Here is a 22,326-nt window from a genome sequence, read left to right on the forward strand (position 1 = left end):
GTTTCAGCCATGACAGCTTCGCGACTCACGATCATCCTGCTGGCCGGACAGCGCCCCGGCGTCGACCCGCTGGCGAGCCATTTTGGGATCGAACGCAAGGCGCTGGTACCTGTTGCGGGGCGGCCGATGCTCGATCGGGTCGCAGAGACGCTGCTGGCGCGTGACGATGTGGGGCGGCTAGTGATCGTGGGGCAGGAGCCGGAGGGGTTCTTTGATCATCCGCAAACGGCGTGGCTGCGCGATGATCCGCGCGTCGAGACATATGACGGGCCGGGATCGATCGTCGAAGCGATATTGGGTGCGATCGAAGGGCGCGGGCTGGCGTGGCCGATGCTGGTCACGACCGCGGACAATGTGCTGCTGAGCAATCCGATGGTCGACGCCTTCGTGGCAGGGACGGCGGGCGCCGACATCGGCGTCGCGCTGGTCGAGCGGCGGACGCTGGAGGCGGCCTATCCGGGCAACAAGCGGACCTGGCTGCGTTTTCGCGGTGGGGCCTATTCGGGGGCGAACCTGTTCTGGCTCGGCGGGCCGGGGGCGGAGAAGGCGCTGGCGGTGTGGCGCGGGATCGAACAGCAGCGGAAGAAGGCGCGCGCGGTGCTTGGGGCGTTCGGCTACGGCCTCGCGCTGTTGATCGGCTTGCGGATCGCGTCGTTGCACCAGGCGATCACAATTGCGGGGCGGCGGCTGGGGATCAAGGCGAAGGCGGTCGTACTGACGCAGGCGGAAGCCTGTATCGACGTCGACAAGCTGTCGGACCACGAATTGGTCGAGGCGATCTTCGCGGCGCGGACGCTGTTCAAATAAGGCGCAGTTTGCGCGCCGTCTTGCCCAGGGCGAGCTTGTCGGACTCGGGCAGGGCGAAGCGGCCCGAGGCCCAGATGCCGGCGAGGATCAGGATGACGCAGCCGATCAGGCGCGGCGCATCGGGGAGTGCGGTCGCGGCGAAGGTTATCGCCAATATCCCCAGACTGATCAGCGTCGTGATCGTCGCGACGCGCAGGAAGGGCGATTCGAACGGCTGGACATGGTCGTGTCGCCACAACATCCATACCGGCACGATATCCGACACGATGATCCCGGCCGCCACCGCTATGCCCATCCCGATGATGCCGTCTTCGGGCAGCAGGAACGCGATCAGGGCGAGTGAGGTGAGCAGGCCCAACACCGCGCCGTAGAGCGGATGGTGATAGCGGCTGATGACGTTCTGGATCGTCCCCGCGGCCCCCGCAATCGCTTCGATCAGCCGTGCGAGGGTCAGCAAGGCGAGCGGCCACCACGCCGCCTGTCCCGCTGGCCCGAACAGGCCGAGGAGTGCGCTGCCGGTGCCGATCACCCCGCATACGATGGGAAGCGCGACGACGGTCGTGAGGCGCGTCGAGAAGGCATAGATCTCTGTCACCGCGCGCTTGTCATGTCGCACGGCTTCGGAGGCGAGCGGCGCCATGACGTAGGAGAAGGCCTGGCGGATCAACTGGACCACGCTGGCGATCTTGCGCGCGATCGCGAACAGGCCTGACGCGCTGGCGCCGGCCGCGCCGGGGATCATGATGTTGAGGATCAAAGGCGGCGCATCGGCGAAGAGGCGGGCGATGATGTTGCTGGGTAGGACCGAGATGCCCGCGACGAGCGTCTTGTTGAACATTTCCGCGCCCGCAGGCGTGAGCGCGAGATCGAGCCGGTAATAGTGCTTGAGCAGCCGGGTCGAAAGTACGCAGGTGATCGCGAGCGAGGTAAGGTGCGCGATCAGCAGGCCAAGCGCACCGGCGCCCAGCGCCCACAACGCGGTGGCCGCGATCATCCGCATCACCTGTTCCCACAGGATACGCAGACGGATTTCCGGGCCGAAGGCCTTGCGCGATCGGAGCGCCGAGGTTGCGATCTCGACATAGGCCCAAAAGGGCAGCGCCCAGGCGAAGATGCGGATGCCGGCGACGACCGCCCCCGCATCCTTGGCGGCGACATTGAAAATCGGCGCGATCCACGGCGCGGCGAGCGAGGCGATCAGCGCGATCAGCAGGCAGGGGCCGACCCCCGCGATCATCGCCGATCGCAGCGCGGCCGCGCGCTCGGCATCGTTGCGCGCCTGTGGAACGACGCGCTGGAGCGCGTTCGTCATGCCCATGTCGAAGATATTCTCGGTCAGGTTCACCGCCGCCCACAGCACGGTGTAGAGCCCATAGGTCGGCAGGCCGAACAGCAGAACGTAAAGCGGCTGCGATATGATTTCGATCGCGCCGCCCGCCCGTGCAAGCAAAGCGGCGCCCGCGCCCTTGGCGACGTGACGGGATGTCGGGGGCGTATCCGGGAGCACGTCCATTGCGTCTGCGCTTCTAGATGGTCCCCGCGCGTGCGCAAGCGAGCCGATGTCTGTCATTGTTGCCCCATTCCCCCACACGCAATGACGATACCGCGAATGGAAACCCGTAAGCCGCATTGCACCATTGAGCCTTCGGGAAACACGCGCTATCGCGACCGCGTGAACAAAGGGGTTTCGATTCATGGCCGAATTCGCGCTTCCCAAGAACAGCGTCATCAAGAAGGGCAAGACGGTTCGGGCCGAAGGCGCGAAGAAGCCGCGCAATTTCAAGGTCTATCGCTACGATCCCGATAGCGGCGAGAATCCCCGCTACGACAATTTCCAGATCGACTTGGAAGAATGCGGCCCGATGGTTCTCGACGCTCTGATCAAGATCAAGAGCGAGCAGGATCCGTCGCTGACCTTCCGTCGCTCGTGCCGCGAGGGCATTTGCGGATCGTGCTCGATGAATATCGACGGCAGGAACGGCCTTGCCTGCACCACCGCGATCGAGGACGTGAAGGGCGATGTGCGCATCACCCCGCTGCCGCACATGGACGTGATCAAGGATCTCGTTCCCGACTTCACCCATTTCTACGCGCAATATTCGTCGATCAAGCCCTGGTTGCAGACGGTAACGCCGACCCCTTCGGGCAAGGAGCGCCTGCAGTCGCCGGAGGATCGCGCGAAGCTGGACGGACTGTACGAGTGCATCCTGTGCGCGTGCTGCTCGACCTCGTGCCCGAGCTACTGGTGGAACAGCGACAAGTTCCTGGGCCCGGCGATCCTGCTGCAGGCCTATCGCTGGCTCGCCGACAGCCGCGATGAGTTTACGGGCGAGCGTCTCGACGAGCTCGAGGATCCGTTCCGTCTCTATCGCTGCCACACCATCATGAACTGCGCGAACGTCTGCCCGAAGGGTCTCAGCCCCGCCAAGGCGATCGCGGAGATCAAGAAGATGGAAGTCGAGCGCCAGATCTGATCGTGCCCGATCGGATCGACACCGACGGCTGGCATATCTGGGACATGAGCGAGGCGGGCACCTGGCCCGCGACCTGGGCGCCGATCCGCTATCGGCGCGACGGCGCTCATATGGCCGTTCTCGCCGAGGCGCCTGCGCATGCGGGCAACACGCTGGGCAATATCCACGGGGCCTTCCTCGCCGGGCTGGGTGAGCATGTCGCGGGCGTGTTCCTGCGTGCGGCGAACGTGCCGTGCGTCACCATCTCGATCGCGTTCGATTATCCGGCTGGGGCGGTGATCGGCCGTCCACTGGAGGGCAAGGTCGAGCTGATCCGCGAGACCGGGCGGATGCAGTTCCTGCGGTTGCTGCTCGCGCAGGGGGACGACGTCGCGCTTCACGGCACTGCGACGCTGCGGAAGCTGCGTTGATGGCGGAAGATCGTAACTGGGATGACGATCGCGGGTTCGTCGACGATCCCGCGAATTCCGGCTGGCGCTATCGCCCGGCACCTTCGGTGGGCCGCTTCGTCGATGTCTATGGCGCGACCCGTTACCGGGTCGAGGACGACAGGCACGTGCGGATCCGCTTCGATCTGGATGCGCGCCATACCAATTCGAAGGAAACCGTCCACGGCGGTTACGTGATGGCGCTGGTCGATCAGGTGCTGTTCATCGCCCCGATCGCTTTGGGGGTCGAGCGCGTGGTCGGCGGATCGACCGTCGACAGCTCGACCCAGTTCCTCGCGCCGCTGCGGCCGGGCAAGCCCGTGGACATCGTCGTCGAACTGCTGCGCGAAACATATCGGCTGTATTTCGTGCGCGGGGTGATGGAGCAGGACGGGCAGGCCTGCGTCGCGTTCACCGGCACGGTCAAGAAGAAGTCAGAGGGCAAATGACAGACGTTCTCGCCCGTTACGAGGCGCTGGTTGCGGCCGGCGAACTTCGTCCCGATCCCGACCAGCGCGCGACGGTGGGGCGGCTCGCCGAACTCGGCCGCCAGTTCGAGACGCAGCCGAACAAGGGCAGCGTGTTGTGGCGGATGCTCAAGAAGCCGCCGCCGTCCCCGCGCGGCCTTTACATGTGGGGCGGGGTGGGCCGCGGCAAATCGATGATGATGGACCTGTTCTTCGACTGCGTGGACACGCCGTCGAAGCGCCGCGTCCATTTCCACGAGTTCATGCTCGAGATCCACGATCGGCTGCGCGTCGAGCGGACCAAGGAGAAGGGCGATCCGATCCCGCCCGTGGTCGATGCGGTGGCCGCCGAGGCCAAGCTGCTGTGCTTCGACGAGATGGTCGTCAACAATATGGCCGATGCGGCGATCCTCAGCCGGCTGTTCACCGGCCTGATCGATGCGGGCGTGACCGTGGTGACGACATCGAACCGGCCGCCAGATGATCTCTACAAGGATGGGCTTAACCGCCAGTTGTTCCTGCCGTTCATCGCGCTGATCAAGGATCGGCTCGACGTGCTGTGCCTGAACGGGCCGGTCGATTACCGGCTCGAACGGCTGGGCGGCTTTCCCACCTGGTATTCGCCTAACGGTCAGGCATCGACGCAGGCGCTGTCCAAGGCGTTCTTCCGTCTGACTGACTATCCGCCGGAGGATGCGGCGCACGTGCCCTCGGCCGAGCTGGCGGTCCCCGGGGGGCGGACGATCCACGTGCCCAAGAGCCTGAAGGGCGTTGCGGTCTTCTCGTTCAAGCGCCTGTGCTCGGAAGCGCGCGGCGCGGCCGATTATCTGGCGATCGCGCGCAATTATCACACCGTCTTCATCGTCGGCATTCCGATCCTCGGGCCGGACAACCGGAACGAGGCGGCGCGCTTCAAGGTGCTGATCGACGCACTGTACGAACATAAGGTCAAGCTGCTCGCGACCGCCGATGCCGAGCCGATCGTGCTCTATCCGGAAGGCGACGGCGCCTTCGAGTTCGAACGCACCGTATCGCGCCTGATGGAGATGCAGAGCCAGGACTATCTGGCGGCGGGCCACGGGGAGTAGGGGCGCACCTCTCCTCCTCTTAATCCACTCCGAACTGCTGACTGGATTGCTTGGCTCCGCTCGCAATGACGAGCGAATGGGGCGAGGCTGTCCCGAACCACCGATTGCTGCGCTGCATGAAAAAACGTCGCGTGATGCCAATCCGGTGGTTGCCCACGCCGGATCACGGAGCTAAGCGGGCTCCGTTCTATAGGCGGCGGTGTCCACGCGGCCGCCTTAGTCATGCGATTTCTTTCGGGAGGGGCTGATGGCTCGTACTAAGATTGCGTTGATCGGCGCCGGCAATATCGGCGGCACGCTGGCTCACCTGGCGGCCCTCAAGGGACTGGGTGACATCGTCCTGTTCGACGTGGTCGAGGGCGTTCCTCAGGGCAAGGCACTCGATCTGTCGCAGTGCGGCCCGGTCGAGGGCTTCGACTCTAAGATCATCGGCACCAACGATTACGCCGACATCAAGGGCGCCGACGTCATCATCGTCACCGCCGGTGTCGCCCGCAAGCCGGGCATGAGCCGCGACGATCTGCTCGGCATCAACCTGAAGGTCATGAAGGCCGTGGGTGAGGGCATCAAGGCCAACGCCCCCGATGCCTTTGTCATCTGCATCACCAACCCGCTCGACGCGATGGTGTGGGCGCTGCGCGAATTTTCGGGCCTGCCGCACAACAAGGTCGTCGGCATGGCTGGCGTGCTCGATTCGGCGCGCTTCAGCCACTTCCTCGCCGACGAGTTCCAGGTGTCGGTCAAGGACGTGAACAGTTTCGTGCTGGGCGGCCACGGCGACACGATGGTGCCGGTCCTCGAATATTCGACCGTGTCGGGCATTCCCGTCACCGACCTGATCTCGATGGGCCTGTCGACCAAGGAGCGTATCGACGCGATCGTCAAGCGTACCCGCGGCGGCGGCGGCGAGATCGTCGCGCTGCTCAAGACCGGTTCGGCCTTCTATGCCCCCGCGACCTCGGCGATCGCGATGGCGGAAGCCTATCTAGGTGACCAGAAGCGCATCCTGCCTGCGGCCGCCTATCTGTCGGGCGAATATGGCGTCAACGATCTCTATGTCGGCGTGCCCGTCCTGTTCGGCGCCGGCGGCGTCGAGAAGATCATCGAGGTGAAGCTCGACGACGAGGCGAAGGCCAACCTCACCGTCTCGGTCGACGCGGTCAAGGAACTGCTGGTCGCTTGCAAGGGCATCGATCCCTCGCTCGCATAATCGATCAATCGACAACCTCTTCCCGGAAGGCTCCACAGTCCATGTCGATCCTCGTCAACAAGAACACCAAGGTCATCACCCAGGGTATGACCGGCAATACCGGTACGTTCCACACCGAACAGGCGCTGGCCTATGGCACGCAGATGGTCGGCGGCGTTACGCCGGGGAAGGGTGGTACGACCCATATCGGTCTGCCCAACTTCAACACCGTTCATGAAGCGGTTGCGGCGACCGGCGCCGATGCTTCGGTGATCTACGTTCCGCCGCCCTTCGCGGCCGACTCGATCCTCGAAGCAATCGACGCCGAAGTGCCGCTGATCGTCACGATCACCGAAGGCATCCCCGTGATCGACATGATCAAGGTGAAGCGCGCCCTGATCGGCTCCAAGTCGCGCCTGATCGGCCCGAACTGCCCCGGCGTCCTGACGCCGAACGAGTGCAAGATCGGCATCATGCCGGGCAGCATCTTCAAGAAGGGTTCGGTCGGCGTCGTCTCGCGTTCGGGCACGCTGACCTATGAAGCGGTGTTCCAGACCTCGGCGATCGGCCTTGGTCAGACCACGGCGGTCGGCATCGGTGGCGATCCGGTCAACGGCACGAACTTCATCGACATGCTCGAGCTGTTCCTGGCCGACGATGAGACCAAGTCGATTATCATGATCGGCGAAATCGGCGGTTCGGCCGAAGAGGAAGCTGCTCAGTTCCTGATCGACGAGGCCAAGAAGGGCCGCAAGAAGCCGATGGCCGGCTTCATCGCGGGCCGCACGGCGCCTCCGGGGCGTCGCATGGGCCACGCCGGCGCGATTGTCTCGGGCGGCCAGGGCGGCGCCGACGACAAGATCGCGGCGATGGAAGCAGCCGGCATCAAGGTGGCGGCAAGCCCCTCGCTGCTCGGCGAGACGCTGGCCGAGGTGCTCAAGGGCTAAGCCCTTCGCCACCTGAGCGATTTCGAAGCGGCGGTCGGGGCAACCCGGCCGCCGTTTTCTTTGTCTTCTTGATCCTCCCCGGCACGGGGAGGGGGACCGCGAAGCGGTGGAGGGGGCAGGAGGCAGGTGGCGCCGATTGTGGCGAACCCCTTCCGTCATGCCTGCGGCGTGCCACCTCGCCGCGCCGGGGAGGAATTAGGGCTTTGGAATCAAAAGATAGCCTCCTGCGCATTTTCTATCATTTAGATGCAAATAGCGTCTCGCCTTCGTCGCATACCGCTCCTATATCGGCCCGGCCAATTGCTGCGCTTCGGACCTAAGCTCCGGGGTGGGTGCAGACCAGGAGGTGACATTGGGTATCGAAGGCGTGGCTTTCGACGGGCCGGAGGGCGTTTCGCCTTCATTCGTCGAGAATTTGTATCGTCAGTATCGCCAGGACAAGTCGTCCGTTGAGCCGAGCTGGCAAGACTATTTCTCCAACATCGAAGCAAGCGTTTCGGGGCCTAGCTGGGCCAATCCGAATTGGCCGCTCAGCAGCACCGACTCGCTGACCGCCGGCCTCGATCCCACCCAGATGGAGCCTGCGGCAAAGCCCGCCAAGGGTGGCGCGCCGAAGGCTGCTGCTCCGGCCCCATCCGCGGCGCCGGCGATCAGCCAGGAGGAGATCCAGCAACGCGCGCAGGATTCGATGAACGCGCTGATGCTGATCCGCACCTATCGCGTGCGCGGCCATCTGCTCGCCAATCTCGATCCGCTGGGCCTCAGCAAGCGCGAGGAGCCGGTCGACCTCAGCCCTGAATGGCACGGGTTCAAGGAAGACGACATGGACCGCCAGGTTTTTCTGGGCGGGTTCCTGGGCCTGCAGAGCGCGACGCCGCGTGAGATCATGTCGATCCTGCGCAAGAATTACTGCGGCAATATTGGTCTTGAGTATATGCACATCCCCGACGTGGAGGAGCGCCGCTTCCTCCAGGAGCGGATGGAAGGCAAGGACGCCGAGATCCACTTCACGCCCGAAGGCAAGAAGGCGATCCTGAACAAGGTCGTCGAAGCCGAGCAGTGGGAGAAGTTCCTCGGCCGCAAATATGTCGGCACGAAGCGCTTCGGTCTCGACGGCGGTGAATCGATGATCCCGGCCATGGAAGCCGTGATCAAATATTCGGGCGCCTATGGCGTGAACGAGATCATCTTCGGCATGGCCCATCGCGGTCGTCTGAACATGCTCACCAACGTGATGTCCAAGCCGTATCGTGCGCTCTTCAACGAGTTTGCCGGCGGCTCCGCCAATCCCGAGGATGTCGGCGGTTCGGGCGACGTGAAGTACCACCTCGGCACCTCCACCGATCGCGAGTTTGACGGCAACAAGGTTCACATGAGCCTGGCGCCGAACCCGTCGCACCTCGAGTGCGTCGACCCGGTCGTGCTGGGCAAGGCACGCGCCAAGCAGACCAAGCTCGACGATCTCGAGCGCGAGAAGGTGTTGCCGATCCTGCTCCACGGTGACGCGGCGTTTGCCGGCCAGGGCGTGATCATGGAATGCTTCGGCTTCTCCGGCCTGCGCGGCTACAATACGGGCGGCACGATCCACTTCGTGATCAACAACCAGGTGGGCTTCACCACCTCGCCGCAGTTCGCGCGGTCGTCGCCTTATCCGTCGGACATCGCAAAGATGGTCGCGGCGCCGATCCTGCACGTCAACGGCGACGATCCCGAAGCCGTCACCTTCGCCTGCAAGATCGCGACCGAGTATCGCCAGACCTTCAAGCGCGATGTTGTGATCGACATGTGGTGCTATCGCCGCTTCGGCCATAATGAAGGCGACGAGCCGGGCTTCACCCAGCCGCTGATGTACGACGTGATCCGCAAGCACCCGCCGGTTTCGGCGATCTACAACGCGCGGCTCGTTCAGGAAGGCGTGATTAACGACAACTGGACCTCGTCCCACGAGGCCGAGTTCGTCGAGAAGCTGGAAGCCGAGTTCGAGGCGGGCAAGAGCTACAAGGTCAACAAGGCCGACTGGTTCGAGGGCGACTGGGCCGGCTTTGCGGAACCCCGCGAGGCCATCACCGAGAAGCGCGCCGCCGACACCGGGCTCACCGAAGAGGTGGTCGCGGATCTCGGCAAGCAGTTGACGACGGTTCCCGAAGGGCTGGCGATCCACAAGACGCTCGGCCGCATTCTGGAAGCCAAGAAGGAGATGTTCTCCTCCGGCGAGGGCTTCGACTGGGCGACCGGCGAGGCGCTGGCTTTCGGCTCGCTCCTCAAGGAAGGCTATGCCGTCCGCCTGTCGGGCCAGGATTCGGGCCGTGGCACGTTCAGCCAGCGGCACGCCGTCTGGGTCGATCAGAAGGATGGGCACAAGTACATCCCGCTGTCGGCGATGGACCGGCGCTTCCAGGTGCTCGACTCGCCGCTCAGCGAATTCGGCGTTCTCGGTTTCGAATATGGCTATGCGTCGGCGGCGCCGAATACGCTCGTCATGTGGGAAGCCCAGTTTGGCGACTTCGCCAACGGTGCGCAGGTCATCATCGACCAGTTCATCTCGTCGGGCGAGGCCAAGTGGCTGCGCGTCAACGGCCTCGTGATGCTGCTGCCGCACGGCTATGAAGGGCAGGGTCCTGAGCATAGCTCGGCACGTCTGGAGCGTTATCTCCAGCTGTGCGCCGAGGATAATATGCAGGTCGCGAACTGCACGACCCCGGCGAACTACTTCCACATGCTGCGTCGTCAGATGATCCGGAAGTTCCGCAAACCGCTGATCGTCATGACGCCGAAGTCGCTTCTGCGGCACAAGTCGGCCGTGTCGAAGCTGGAGGATTTCACCGGCGAAACCCGCTTCCAGCGCGTCCTGCCGGACAACAATCCCCCGGCGGACAAGGATGTGAAGCGTGTCGTGATCGTTTCGGGCAAGCTCTATTACGAACTGGCCGAGGCGCGCGACGCGGCGGGCGACCAGACCACGATGATCCTGCGCCTCGAGCAGATCTATCCCTTCCCGGCCGACGCGCTGATCGCGCGGTTCAGCCGGATGCCCGACCTCGAAACGGTGGTGTGGGCGCAGGAGGAGCCGAAGAACCAGGGCGCCTGGAGCTTCGTCGAACCCTATATCGAGAAGGTTCTCGCCGATGTCGGCGGCAAGCCTCAGCGTCCGGTCTATGCCGGTCGCAAGGCGGCCGCCGCGACGGCGACCGGTCTCGCCCGCAATCATGCCGTGCAGCAGGCTGCACTGATCGCCGATGCGCTCGGCCACGAAGTAAAGGGTAAGTAAGATGGCAACCGATGTTGTGGTGCCGACGCTCGGCGAATCGATCACCGAAGCGACGCTGGGCCAGTGGCTCAAGAAGCCTGGCGAGGCCGTGAAGGTCGATGAGCCGATCGCGAGCCTGGAGACCGACAAGGTCGCGGTCGAGGTTCCCTCGCCCGTCGCCGGCGTGATCGGCGAACTCGTCGTCAACGAAGGCGATACGGTCAATGTCGGCGCGGTGATCGCGCGGATCGAGGCGGGGGCCGCGGCCGCCACCTCGGCGACCCCGGCGGTCGAGGATCGCACCGCGGTCGGCAAGGCCGAAGCGGCGGCTCCGGCCGAGCCGGCTTCGGCGCCGGTCGAGGAAACGGGCGATGCGCTGACGCTGTCGCCGTCGGTGCGCCGCGCGGTGCTGGAATATGGCGTCGATCCGTCGAAGATCCGTGGCACCGGCAAGGATGGCCGCGTGACCAAGGACGACGTCGTCGCCGCCGCCAAGTCGCAGCCCAAGCCGGCTGCTACGGCTCCGGCCGCATCGCCTGCCGCTGCGGCTCCGGTCGCGTCGAATGCGGGCGGGCGCAACGAAGAGCGGGTGAAGATGACCCGCCTGCGGCAGACGGTCGCCAAGCGCCTGAAGGAAGCGCAGAACACCGCCGCGATGCTGACGACGTTCAACGACGTCGATATGACCGCGGTGATCGAGGCGCGGAACAAGTATAAGGACCTGTTCGAGAAGAAGCATGGCGTCCGCCTGGGCTTCATGGGCTTCTTCGTGAAGGCGGCCTGCATGGCGCTGAAGGACATTCCTTCGGTCAACGCCTCGATCGAAGGCGAAGAGATCGTCTATCGCGACTATGTCGACGTGTCGGTCGCGGTCTCCGCGCCGAACGGGCTGGTCGTGCCGGTGATCCGCAACGCCGAGACGCTGACGGTCGCCGGCATCGAAAAGACGATCGGCGATTTCGGCAAGCGTGCCAAGGAAGGCAAGCTGTCGATGGAAGACATGAAGGGCGGCACTTTCACGATCTCCAACGGCGGCGTCTTCGGTTCGTTGATGTCGACCCCGATCATCAACCCGCCGCAGTCGGGCGTGCTCGGCCTCCACCGCATCGAGGACCGCCCGGTCGTCCGCGACGGCCAAGTCGTCGTCCGCCCGATGATGTATCTGGCGCTCAGCTACGATCACCGTCTGATCGACGGTCGCGAGGCGGTGACCTTCCTCGTCGCGCTCAAGAACGCGATCGAGGATCCGACCCGTCTGCTGATCGATCTCTGATCGCACGCTTTATCCGCCCATCCCGAGCAAGCTTGGGTGGGCGGCCTGTTTCATCCTCTGAATGAGGACCGATATAATGTCCGACTATGATTTTGACGTGATCGTCATCGGCGCCGGCCCCGGCGGCTATGTCGCCGCGATCCGCGCGGCGCAGCTGGGGCTGAAGACCGCGTGCGTGGAAAGCCGCGAGACGCTGGGCGGCACCTGCCTGAACGTCGGGTGCATCCCGTCGAAGGCGATGCTCCATGCGTCCGAATTTTACGACAAGGCCGCCAATGGCGAGCTGGCCAAGATGGGGATCAAGACGACGGTCGAACTCGACCTCGATACGATGCAGGGCCAGCGCAAGGATGCCGTGAAGGGCCTGACCGGCGGCATCGAATATCTGTTCAAGAAGAACAAGGTCGAATGGCTCAAGGGCCACGGCGCCTTCACCGGCAAGGACACGATCGACGTCGCGGGCAAGAGCTACCGCGCCAAGAACATCGTGATCGCGACCGGATCGTCGGTGACTCCGCTGCCGGGTGTCGAGATCGACGAGAAGATCGTCGTATCTTCGACCGGCGCGCTCGAATTCACGAAGGTGCCCAAGCATCTCGTCGTGATCGGCGGCGGCGTGATCGGGCTCGAACTCGGATCGGTGTGGAAGCGCCTTGGCGCCAAGGTGACGGTGGTCGAGTTCCTCGATGCGCTGCTGCCTGGCATGGATGGTGAAATCCGCAAGGAAGCCGCCAAGCTGTTTAAGAAGCAGGGCATGGAGCTGAAGCTCGGCACCAAGGTGACTGGCGTGACCATCAACGGTGGCAACGCGACCGTCACCGTCGAGCCGGCGGCCGGCGGTGCGGCCGAGACGCTGGAGGCCGATGCGGTGCTGGTGTCGATCGGCCGCCGTCCGAACACCGACGGCCTCGCGCTGGAGCGTGCGGGCCTGACCGTCAACAAGCGCGGCCAGATCGAGATCGGTCACGATTTCGACACTGCCACGCCCGGCATCTGGGCGATCGGCGACGTCGTCCCCGGCCCGATGCTCGCGCACAAGGCCGAGGATGAGGGCATTGCGGTGGCGGAGAATATCGCGGGCCTCACCGGCATCGTGAATCACGATGTCATCCCCGGCGTGGTTTACACCATGCCCGAGATTGCGGGCGTGGGACTGACCGAGGAGCAGGCCAAGGAACGCGGCGAGGTCAAGGTCGGCAAGTTCCCGATGATGGCCAATTCGCGGGCCAAGACCAACCACGAGCCCGACGGTTTCGTGAAGGTGATCGCTGACGCCAAGACCGACAAGGTTCTGGGCGTCCACATCATCGCATCGGTCGCCGGCACGATGATCGCGCAGGCCGCGCAGGCGATGGAGTTCGGCGCGACGTCCGAAGACATCGCCTACACCTGCCATGCGCATCCGACCCATTCGGAAGCGATCAAGGAAGCCGCGATGGCGGTGACCGGCAAGCCGATCCACATCTGACCCCTTTATCCTCCCCCGCCAGGGGGAGGTGGCGCCAAAGGGGACGGACGGGGGAGGGCGCAACCAACTAGCGTCCCCGTATCCTCCCCCTCCGTCAGCTGCGCTGACACCTCCCCTGGCGGGGGAGGATTGGGTGGAGCGTGACGTTCTGAAAAGTGTCGGATAAAGCCGACCCATGCACCCCGACTTCACCCTCGTCCGCAGCGTGTTGCCGATGTTCGACACGATCGGGATCGCCTTGTTCGCCGCGTCGGGTGCGCTGGCGGCCGCAAAGCTCAGGCAGACGGCGGTCACGTTCGCGTTCTTCGCGGGTGTGACCGGGACCGGGGGCGGCACGGTGCGCGATCTGCTGATCGGTGCGCCAGTTTTCTGGATGCATGACAACCGCCCGATCTTCGTATGTCTGGCCGCCGCGATCCTGATTTACGTCACGCCGCGTCGCTGGTGGCGGGAGAGGGCGCTCGACTGGTTCGATGCGCTGGGGCTGGCGGCCTATGCGGTGTTCGGCGCGTGGAAGGCGCTGGCTTACGGCATCCCGCCGCTGCCGGCCTTCGCGATGGGGGTGGTGACGTCGTGCGTCGGCGGGATCATCCGCGATGTGCTGGCGGGCGAACCATCGATCCTGCTGCGGCCGGAAATCTACGTAACGGCGGCGGCGCTCGCCGCAGGGCTGTTCGTGGCGCTGAGCCTGCTGGGCCTCGATCCGTTCGTGGCTGCGTCGGTGGGTGCGCTGGCAGGCTTCATCCTGCGCGCGCTGGCGATTGCGCGCGGTCTCGCGCTTCCCGCATATCGTCGCTGAGGGGGGAACCCCGGCGTATCGCGAACGTATCTCTCCCGTAATAGTCATGACACGGGATGTAGCGATGCGTCGATTTCTGCCGTTTCTTCTAACCACCGGTCTGTTGGCGAGCTGCGGCCCCAAGCCCCTCGAACTGCCGGCCGATCCGGTCGACAAGGCTGCGACCTGCGCGGTGGTGAGTGCGGCGCGCGCGCGGGCAGCGCAGGCCGACATCAAGGCCGAGCTGCCCTTCGCCGAACAGCTGCGCATCACCCATTATGCGATGTTGGCTGGATCGGAAGGCGATACCTTCGACACCGAACGCGCCTCTGCCGTGGCCAAGAAGATGGGCGAGCTGCAGGAGAAGATCACCGCCGGCGAGTGGCAGAAGCTCGAAGCGCCGTGCGATCAAGCCTATCCGGTGACGGTGAAGACGAGCGGGATTGAGCTACCGGCCGCCAAGGCCGACGCGCAACTCGGCTGCTATGCGCTTGCCGATTTCCTGCGCCGATCGGTCGCGACGATCGACGAGAAGGGGCAAAACGAACTTGCCGGCTATGACAAGATGAAGCGCGCGCTCGACGCGCCCGTGGGTGCCGGCATGAAGGCGAAGGGCGCGAACAGTTTCCCCAAGACCCAGGCGCTCAAGAACGAGGCGCTGAGCGATATGGCGAAGCTGGGCGCTCCGGCCGAAACGATGAAGATGTGCACGGCGAAATTTGGGTAAGGTGGTTCAAATCCTCCCCCGGAGGGGGAGGGGGACCGGCGAAGCCGGTGGAGGGGTAGCTAGAGATAGAGTGCGTCGCTGCCGGCTAATACCTCTCCACCACCCTGCGGGTGGTCCCCCTCTCCCTCCGGGAGAGGATTGTTAAGGCCCGAACCTCGGCTCCCTCGGCGGCGTCTCGCGCGGTGCGAGGTCGAGTTGGAAGACGCCCATGTCCCACCAGGCGTCGAACTTCCAGCCGACCTTGTGGTGCGCGCCGACGACGGTGAAGCCCAGCTTTTCGTGGAGGCCGACGCTTTCGGGATTGGGCAGGCTGATCTTGCCGGTCGCGGCGTTGAAGCCGCGGGCGCGCAGGTCGTCGAGCAGCGCGGCGTAAAGGCGACGACCCAACCCGCGACCCTTGGCGGATTGCGCGAGGTAGATCGTCGTCTCGGTCACCCAGCGATAGGCAGCGCGATCGTTGAAGGCGCCGGCATAGGCATAGCCCTGCACGCGCCCGCCCTCCTCGATCACGAGATAGGGATAACGCGCGGCAATGCCCTCCATCCGCCGCGCCATCTCGGTCTCGGATGGCGGCTCCAGCTCGAAGCTGATGATCGTATCGCGCACATAAGGAGCGTAGATCGCTGCGATGGCTGGGATATCGGCGAGGGTGGCGGCGCGGATCAGCGCGTCGCCCACGCGATCAGCCCTTCGTAGAGACTCTGGTCACGCGATGCGCGCACCGGTGTGTTGGAGGCGCATTCGAGACAGCGCGCCTGGATTGCGGGGCCGGTCAGCACCTCGCGGGCATCGGCGAGCGCGCGCAGGAGCATCGTGTCGGGGCGGCCAGCGACGCGGCTCCACACGTCGATCGACCCGCTGTCGCCATTCTCGTCCTCGGGCCGAGTGAGCGACTTGAGCATTTCCTTCCAGCTGCTCGGCGCCTTTTCGATGTAGAGAGGGCGGACCGATTTAGGATCGAGCTTAGCGAGCTTTGCGGCTTCGCCGATCGCATCGTCGACATTTCCGAACTGGTCGACCAGGCCCAGCCCCTTGGCGGTGCTGCCCGCCCAGACGCGGCCTTCGGCGATTTCGCGCACGCGGGCGACGGGCAGATGGCGGCTTTGGGCGACGAGGCCCGTGAAGCGGCGATAGATGTCGTCTATCGATCCCTGGAGCAGCGCGTCGAATTCGGGCGAGGTGCCGCGCAGGACATCGGGCTCACCCGACAGCGGGGTCGTCTTCACCCCGTCCGCCGACAGCCCCACCTTGGCGAGCGTCCCCTGGAAGGTGGGAAGGATGCCGAAGACGCCGATCGACCCGGTGATGGTCGACGGATCGGCGACGATCTTGTCGGCCGGGGTCGACACCCAATAGCCTCCGCTTGCCGCGAGACCGCCCATCGAGACGACGATCGGCAACCTGCGCGCCTTGGCCTGCAGGATCGCCGAGCGTATCTGTTCGGACGCCATTACCGAACCGCCGGGGCTGTCGACGCGGACGACGAGCGCCTTGATCCGGTTTTTCTTGAGCTCCTCCAGCAGCAGATCGGAGATGGTGGCGCCGCCGGCCGAACCCGGTGCGGCGCGACCATCGACGATCGTGCCTGCGATGGTCAGCACGCCGATCGGCGTTCCGCTCGACTTTTCGGGATGCGAGTCGGCCCATCGGTCAAGTGGGATCGCCTTGAAATCGTTGACCCCACCGTCGCCCGCATCACCGGCGATCGCCGACACGCGCGCGTTGAAGTCGTTGCGGTCGCCGAGCCGGTCGACCAGCTTCGCGGCGAGCGCCGCCTGCGCCATATCGCCTTTCGACGCGACGCTCGCGAGATCGGGATGCGCGATATAGTCGGTCAGCTTCGCCTTTGGCCGTGCCTTGCCGACATCGGCCTGCCACGCAGCCCACAAGGTGTCGGCCAGCGCCTGATTGGCGGCACGTGCCTCGGGCGACTGATCGGAGCGGGTGTAGGGCTCGACCGCCGACTTGAACATGCCGACGCGATACACCTTGGTCGTCACGCCCAGCTTGTCGAGCAGCCCCTTGTAATAAAGCCGCGCACCGCCCGGGCCGGTGAGCACGACCGCGCCGAGCGGATTGAGCCACACCTCGGTCGCGTGCGCGGCGAGCAGGTAGCCGTCGTCGGTATAGCCAGTGGCATAGGCGAGAACGGGCTTGCCGGCGGCGCGGGCCTTGTCGAGCGCGCGCGCGGCGGCGGCGATCGTCGCCTGGCTGCCGCCCGCGAAGCGATCGAGATCGAGGACCACCGCCTTGATGTTGGACGAGCTCGCAGCGCTGTCGAGCGCGCGTTCGAGATCGCGCAGCCGATGCTCGCGCGCCACGCCGCCGCCGCCCGACAATATCGTGATCGGATCGGCCTCGGCCGGCTGCTCGACGAGGCTGCCGGTGAGGTCGACGACCAGCGCGCCGGTCGTTGGGACGCCGGACGTCGTCGGCCGAACCGAGAGCGCCACGAACAGGAAGCTGAAGAATATCAGCATCGCCAGCAGAACGAGCGCGTCCTTGACGCCCACCAGCAATGCCCAAAGGCCCTTCAACAGCTTCATTCAGGATGGTCTTTCGGTCGCGTGGATCTTGCCTACGAAACTAGGCCCGAACCGATGCTGCGTCCATGCCATTGAGAGGGGCGGGCCGTTCTGCCATGCTTCCGTGATGGCGGGCGTCGGGAAGTATGTGGAGCGAGGCTAAACAGTGTCGCTGGCGGTTTCACTTCCTGCGAGATTTTGGCGCCGATTCCGATCCTCGGCCCCGCCTTCGTTCGCACCTGTTTCACTCTTGATTGCGACAATCCGCGGGGGAACAGCAATACAGTCCCGCGCTGCAGGCGGTTGTCAACCTCGTCTGTTTCCAGCCCGGATCGTTTCAATACGCCGCAATGACGAGGAAGGTTTTAGCGCGTCGCCGGTACCGCGCCGCTCAACGCGAAGGTGCCCGGCAGGCCTTCGAGCCCGTTGGAGTCGATCGCGGTCAGGCGGATGAAGAACGTCGCGGTAGGCGCCAGAGCGAAGCTTGCCGACGGCGTGTCGCTCAATTGTTCGTCGAGCACCTCGGTGAAGCGCGCATCGGCGGCCAGAGCGATCCGGTACTTCCGCGCGCCATCGAGCGGCTTCGCGCTGATCGTGGCGCCGGTGGCCGTTTTCTCGATATTGGCGAGCTGGGGCGCGGGGAGGAGGGCGATCGGATCGCCGACCCCGTCCGGCGAAGCGATCACGCCGAAACCACGCCCGACCGCGGTGGTGGGCTTCTCGACATCGGGCGCGACGGCGACCTTGCCGCCGACGACTTCGGTCATCGCCTTGCCTTCGCCTTCGAAGGCGACGCGGAAATCGGTGCCGCGAACGGCCGTTACCGACAGCGGGGTCGTGACGCGGAACTTGCTGCCGGGGTCCCTGAAGGGCGTGACGCTCATTCGCGCGCGGCCGGCCTCGAGCTTGAAATCATCGTCGATGGCGCCCGTGAGCGCGATGCGGCGCAGGCGGGTCACGAGGATGCGGCTTTGCGAGGGGAGCGAGATGGCGCTCGCATCGGGCAGGCGGATGCTGACGAAGGCGCTAGGCCCGGTTTCGACGCGCATGCCTTCGCCCACTTTGGTGCCGACCGCGGCATCCTTGCCATTGACGGTCACGGTGCCGCGGAATGACGCGATCTCACCCGTCACCGGCTCGGTCCGCAGGATGGCGGGCGGGATCATCAGGACGGTGCCGACGGGAATGCGGCGCGGATCGGCAATGCCGTTGAGCCGCTGCACGACCAGATAGTCGGCTTCCCTCGTCATATAATCGCGCGCGAGCGTGAGCAGGATATCGCCTTGCTTCATCGTGTAGGGCAGTGGCTCCTCCGCCGCAGAGACGCGCGTGGCGCCCAGCAGCAACGCGCTCGTCAGTAGCAATGTCTTCCACGCGCGCATCGGCTTCATCGTCCCACTTTTGAAACGGGTCCAGCATCGGACGCTTTGCAGCGCACCGCAACCCGCCCCGCCTGATTCGCACAAGCGGGCTCTCTTTGGCGTGAATTAAGCCACAGCAATTGTGAACAATGGTTATGAAGGCCGGGAAATCTCCGGCGCGATTGTTAATTCTGTGTCTGTAGCTGTCCGTCCGCGTCCGCCGACACCTCCACGCCGACGCGCAGCACCTCGTGGCCGCCGCCGATGCGGGCACCCGAAATCGGGGCGGCGTCACGATAATCGAGGCCGATTGCGACGCGGACATAATGTTCGTCCGGGCAACATTCGCGCGCCGGATCGAAGCCGATCCACCCATAATCGGGAATATGGAGTTCGGCCCAGAAATGCGGTGCGTGGCGCTGCTGCGGGGCGGCGTCGTCATCGGACAGATAGCCGGTGACGAAGCGGGCGGGGAAGCCGGCGGCGCGGGCGGTGGCGATAAGGACGTGCGCCATATCCATGCTGCAGCCTGCGCCAGCTTCCAGGATTTCGGCGGCGGAGCGCATGTCGGTGCTGCGATCGGCGGTGCAGGCGATCCGTTCGTGGATCTCGTCACACAAACTGTGCGCGCAGCCGAGCGGATCGGAGCCGTTGATGCCGTGGGGCGCGCCGATCGTGGCGATCGCCGCGTTCGCGGTGGTTAGTTCGGTCGGGCGCAGGAACACACCGGCGGGCAGCAGGTTCGCCGCACCGTTGACGACGCCCGCGCGATCTTCGGTCAGCACTTCGCCGGTGACGCTCAGGCCGATCCGCTCGATCGGTCCCTCCAGATAGAGCATCGACACGATGTTGCCGAAGCCGTCGCGCCGGCTTTTCAGGCGGGCATCGCAATCGACCTCGATCCGCCAGTCGACGATATTCTGACCAAGATGGCTGTCGGGCGTCATCCGCAGCAGTTGGACGACGCGCGCCTGCGGCTCGGTGAAGCGATATTCGGTGCGGTGGCTGATCAGGATGCGCATCTCAGCCGAACCGGAACTGCGCGCCGATCGCCTGATGGATGCGTCCATTGTCGGCGATCGTGGCGCTAAGCCATTCGTGGAGGCCCTGGCTGAAGATCGTATCGATGCTGGTCCGCTCGATCGTGCTCTGGCGCATGCGTGCGATGCGATCGGCTTCGGATTGAAGGCCGGTGCGCTTCCCGATGGCGTTGAGATGCATCACCACTTCTTCGGCAGACGCGGCAAGACTGCGTGGCATCTCTTTGCGAAGGCAGAGTAATTCGGCAACGAGCCAGGGCTTCAGACCCTCGCTGTAGAGCCAGCGATAGGCGGTGTTGGCAGAGACGGCATGCAGGATCGTCGTCCACTGGTCGCGGTCGATCGGGCCGCCGACCCGCTCGCCATCGGGCAGCAGCAGGTGATATTTGACGTCGATCAGGCGAGCGGTGTTGTCGGCGCGCTCGATCGCGGCACCCAGCCCGATAAAGGCATAGGCTTCATTGCGGAGCATGCGATGGAGCGCGCCTTCGAAGCCGCGTGTCTCGGCGCGGATCGCTTCGACGATGCTCAGCGTGGACTGATTGCCGCCCGTTGTCGCGCGGCCGCGCAGGTTCAGCCACGCGCGGTTGATCGCCTCCCATGCGTCACGGCTGAGCGCGGTGCGCACCGACTTGGCATTGCTGCGTGCGGCATCCAGGCAGGATCGGATAGATGAAGGATTGCTAGCTGAAAGAGTGAGATAGCGGCTGATGTTAAGAGGCGATCGTGTCTCGTTGGTCAGCCCGAAATCATAATCGGCGGCGGCGACGAGCAGTGCGCTGTCCCACGCACCCTGACCGGCGGGCCGGGGTGAGAGCGCATCGAGGCGGATCGTCGCTTCGATCAGCCGTGCGGTGAACTCGGCCCGCTCGACATAGCGGCCGATCCAGTAAAGCGATCCGGCAGTGCGCGAGAGCATCAGGCGTCTCCCGCCAGAATGAGGCTGTCCTTCGTGCCGCCGCCCTGGCTCGAATTGACGACGAGCGATCCCTCCCTGAGCGCGACGCGGGTCAGCCCTCCCGGGGTGATCGTCACCCCCTTTGAACCGGACAGGACGAAGGGACGGAAGTCGACATGGCGCGGGGCAACCCCGCTGTCGGTGAGCGTCGGCACGGTCGACAGCGCGAGGGTTGGCTGCGCGATATAGCGTTGCGGCTCCTTGATCAGAGCCGCGCGGAACTCCTCGATCTGCGCCTTGGTCGCGGTCGGGCCGACGAGCATGCCGTAGCCGCCGGACCCGTCGACCAGCTTCACGACCAGCTTGTCGAGATTGTCGAGCGTATATTGGAGCGCGCCGGCCTCGCGGCAGCGATAGGTCTCGACATTCGGCAGCTTCGCTTCGCCGCCCGAATAATATTTCACGATCTCGGGCATGTAGCTGTAGATCGCCTTGTCGTCGGCGATGCCGGTGCCCGGTGCGTTCACCAGCGCGACATTGCCCGCCATATAGGCCGCGATCAGACCGGGAACGCCCAGCAGCGAGTCCGGCTTGAACACCAGAGGATCGATATAATCGTCGTCGATCCGGCGATAGATGACGTCGACCTTCACGCGCCCTTCGATCGTCCGCATCCAGACCATGTCGTCGTCGACTTCGAGATCGGCGGCCTCGACCAGCTCGATCCCCATCGAATCGGCCAGGAAGCTGTGTTCGTAGAAGGCGGAATTGAAATGGCCTGGGGTCAGCAGCACACAGACCGGCTTACCCGCGGGGCGGGGCGCGACCGACTGGAGCGTTTCGAGCAGCGAGTCGGGATAGGAATCGATTGGCTGGACCGGAAACATCTCGAACAGTTCGGGGCAAAGCCGCAGCATCGCTTCACGGTTTTCGAGCATGTAGGAGACGCCGGAGGGGGTGCGGGCATTGTCCTCCAGCACCCAGAACTCACCCGGCCCGGTGCGGACCAGGTCGATGCCGCAGATATGCGCAAAGATGCCGTGCGGCGGCTTGGCGCCGTCGAGCATCGGCCGGAATTGGGGATTCCCGAGGATCAACTCTTCGGGAATGATCTTGTCCTTCAGGATCTTACGCGCGCCATAGATATCGGCGAGGAAGGCATTGATCGCCTCGACCCGTTGAACCAGCCCTTCGGAGAGATTGGACCACTCGCTCTTGGTGAAGATGCGCGGCACGATGTCGAAGGGGATGATGCGCTCTGCGCTTTCTTCCTCGCCATAGACCGCGAAGGTGATGCCGAGCTGCCGGAACGCCGCCTCCGCCGCCTTCTGGCGTCGATCGAGTTCGGCGGGCGGGGTGGACGATATCCAGTCAGCGAGGGCGGCGAATTCCGGCCTGCCCTCCCTGGTCGCGCTGGAGCCCCAAATCTCGTCGAAAGCGCGCTCGATCGCCATAAGCTCCTTGTGCTTCTTATTTTCGTCGGAGGAAAGACTGCAACGCTTCGCTGCGCTGCACAAGAGGGGAAGATGGGCTGGTCAATTTCGAAATCCAAACCCGCCCGAACCCCGCTTGTTCCGATTGCGAAGCGCAACAAATCGTGGATAAGCGA

General features: G+C 64.8%; 19 protein-coding genes. 12 read left to right on the forward strand and 7 right to left on the reverse strand.

Going from position 1 to position 22,326, the window contains the following annotated elements; genetic code table 11:
• Positions 1-9 precede the first annotated feature (9 nt).
• Complete coding sequence (locus FYJ91_RS18195; protein WP_149523727.1) at positions 10-807, forward strand: NTP transferase domain-containing protein; 798 nt, start codon at positions 10-12, stop codon at positions 805-807.
• Here FYJ91_RS18195 and FYJ91_RS18200 read toward each other — a convergent pair.
• Positions 800-2,320, reverse strand: coding sequence for a lipopolysaccharide biosynthesis protein (locus FYJ91_RS18200; RefSeq protein ID WP_149523728.1), 1,521 nt, complete (start codon positions 2,318-2,320; stop codon positions 800-802). The genes FYJ91_RS18195 and FYJ91_RS18200 overlap by 8 nt on opposite strands.
• Positions 2,321-2,501: 181 nt before the next feature.
• On the opposite strand from FYJ91_RS18200, the gene FYJ91_RS18205 reads away from it, so the two are divergent.
• The 11 genes from FYJ91_RS18205 to FYJ91_RS18255 all read left to right on the forward strand — a co-directional run bounded on the left by FYJ91_RS18205 (position 2,502) and on the right by FYJ91_RS18255 (position 14,893).
• Positions 2,502-3,281 carry a succinate dehydrogenase iron-sulfur subunit gene (locus tag FYJ91_RS18205; RefSeq protein ID WP_149523729.1) on the forward strand — a complete coding sequence of 260 codons (780 nt, stop codon included), beginning with the start codon at positions 2,502-2,504 and terminating at the stop codon, positions 3,279-3,281.
• 2 nt (positions 3,282-3,283) lie between these two features.
• On the forward strand, positions 3,284-3,691 hold the full coding sequence (locus tag FYJ91_RS18210; protein WP_149523730.1) for an acyl-CoA thioesterase domain-containing protein: 408 nt from the start codon (positions 3,284-3,286) through the stop codon (positions 3,689-3,691).
• Positions 3,691-4,158, forward strand: coding sequence for a PaaI family thioesterase (locus FYJ91_RS18215; RefSeq protein ID WP_149523731.1), 468 nt, complete (start codon positions 3,691-3,693; stop codon positions 4,156-4,158). Before FYJ91_RS18210 ends, FYJ91_RS18215 begins: the two co-directional genes overlap by 1 nt.
• A complete protein-coding gene (gene zapE / locus FYJ91_RS18220; protein ID WP_149523732.1) occupies positions 4,155-5,264 on the forward strand; it encodes a cell division protein ZapE in 1,110 nt (369 codons plus the stop codon). Before FYJ91_RS18215 ends, zapE begins: the two co-directional genes overlap by 4 nt.
• A 247-nt stretch (positions 5,265-5,511) precedes the next feature.
• A complete protein-coding gene (gene mdh / locus FYJ91_RS18225) occupies positions 5,512-6,474 on the forward strand; it encodes a malate dehydrogenase (RefSeq protein WP_149523733.1) in 963 nt (320 codons plus the stop codon).
• Between the two features lie 41 nt (positions 6,475-6,515).
• A complete protein-coding gene (gene sucD / locus FYJ91_RS18230; protein ID WP_149523734.1) occupies positions 6,516-7,400 on the forward strand; it encodes a succinate--CoA ligase subunit alpha in 885 nt (294 codons plus the stop codon).
• 352 nt (positions 7,401-7,752) lie between these two features.
• Positions 7,753-10,668, forward strand: coding sequence for a 2-oxoglutarate dehydrogenase E1 component (locus FYJ91_RS18235; RefSeq protein ID WP_149523735.1), 2,916 nt, complete (start codon positions 7,753-7,755; stop codon positions 10,666-10,668).
• 1 nt (position 10,669) lies between these two features.
• Positions 10,670-11,920 carry a 2-oxoglutarate dehydrogenase complex dihydrolipoyllysine-residue succinyltransferase gene (gene odhB, locus FYJ91_RS18240; RefSeq protein ID WP_149523736.1) on the forward strand — a complete coding sequence of 417 codons (1,251 nt, stop codon included), beginning with the start codon at positions 10,670-10,672 and terminating at the stop codon, positions 11,918-11,920.
• A 76-nt stretch (positions 11,921-11,996) separates the two neighbouring features.
• A complete protein-coding gene (gene lpdA / locus FYJ91_RS18245) occupies positions 11,997-13,388 on the forward strand; it encodes a dihydrolipoyl dehydrogenase (RefSeq protein ID WP_149523737.1) in 1,392 nt (463 codons plus the stop codon).
• A 175-nt stretch (positions 13,389-13,563) separates the two neighbouring features.
• On the forward strand, positions 13,564-14,187 hold the full coding sequence (locus tag FYJ91_RS18250) for a trimeric intracellular cation channel family protein (RefSeq protein WP_149523738.1): 624 nt from the start codon (positions 13,564-13,566) through the stop codon (positions 14,185-14,187).
• Positions 14,188-14,251: 64 nt separating this feature from the next.
• Complete coding sequence (locus FYJ91_RS18255) at positions 14,252-14,893, forward strand: hypothetical protein (protein ID WP_149523739.1); 642 nt, start codon at positions 14,252-14,254, stop codon at positions 14,891-14,893.
• Between the two features lie 141 nt (positions 14,894-15,034).
• Here the strand turns inward: FYJ91_RS18255 and FYJ91_RS18260 are convergent, their stop codons facing one another.
• The 6 genes from FYJ91_RS18260 to FYJ91_RS18285 form a co-directional block, all read right to left on the reverse strand.
• On the reverse strand, positions 15,035-15,571 hold the full coding sequence (locus FYJ91_RS18260) for a GNAT family N-acetyltransferase (protein WP_149523740.1): 537 nt from the start codon (positions 15,569-15,571) through the stop codon (positions 15,035-15,037).
• The gene (gene sppA, locus FYJ91_RS18265; RefSeq protein ID WP_149523741.1) at positions 15,556-17,439 is read right to left on the reverse strand and encodes a signal peptide peptidase SppA; all 1,884 of its coding nucleotides are present in this window, start codon (positions 17,437-17,439) and stop codon (positions 15,556-15,558) included. Before sppA ends, FYJ91_RS18260 begins: the two co-directional genes overlap by 16 nt.
• Before the next feature lie 344 nt (positions 17,440-17,783).
• A complete protein-coding gene (locus FYJ91_RS18270) occupies positions 17,784-18,809 on the reverse strand; it encodes a FecR family protein (RefSeq protein WP_149523742.1) in 1,026 nt (341 codons plus the stop codon).
• Between the two features lie 155 nt (positions 18,810-18,964).
• The gene (locus FYJ91_RS18275; RefSeq protein WP_246152719.1) at positions 18,965-19,849 is read right to left on the reverse strand and encodes a transglutaminase family protein; all 885 of its coding nucleotides are present in this window, start codon (positions 19,847-19,849) and stop codon (positions 18,965-18,967) included.
• Positions 19,803-20,738 carry an alpha-E domain-containing protein gene (locus FYJ91_RS18280; protein WP_149523743.1) on the reverse strand — a complete coding sequence of 312 codons (936 nt, stop codon included), beginning with the start codon at positions 20,736-20,738 and terminating at the stop codon, positions 19,803-19,805. The genes FYJ91_RS18275 and FYJ91_RS18280 overlap by 47 nt, the downstream gene beginning before the upstream one ends.
• Positions 20,738-22,171, reverse strand: a complete 1,434-nt coding sequence (locus FYJ91_RS18285) for a circularly permuted type 2 ATP-grasp protein (RefSeq protein WP_149523744.1) — start codon at positions 22,169-22,171, stop codon at positions 20,738-20,740. The genes FYJ91_RS18280 and FYJ91_RS18285 overlap by 1 nt, the downstream gene beginning before the upstream one ends.
• Positions 22,172-22,326 lie beyond the last annotated feature (155 nt).

It is taken from the genome of Sphingomonas montanisoli (assembly GCF_008274695.1).
GTDB classification, from domain to species: domain Bacteria; phylum Pseudomonadota; class Alphaproteobacteria; order Sphingomonadales; family Sphingomonadaceae; genus Rhizorhabdus; species Rhizorhabdus montanisoli.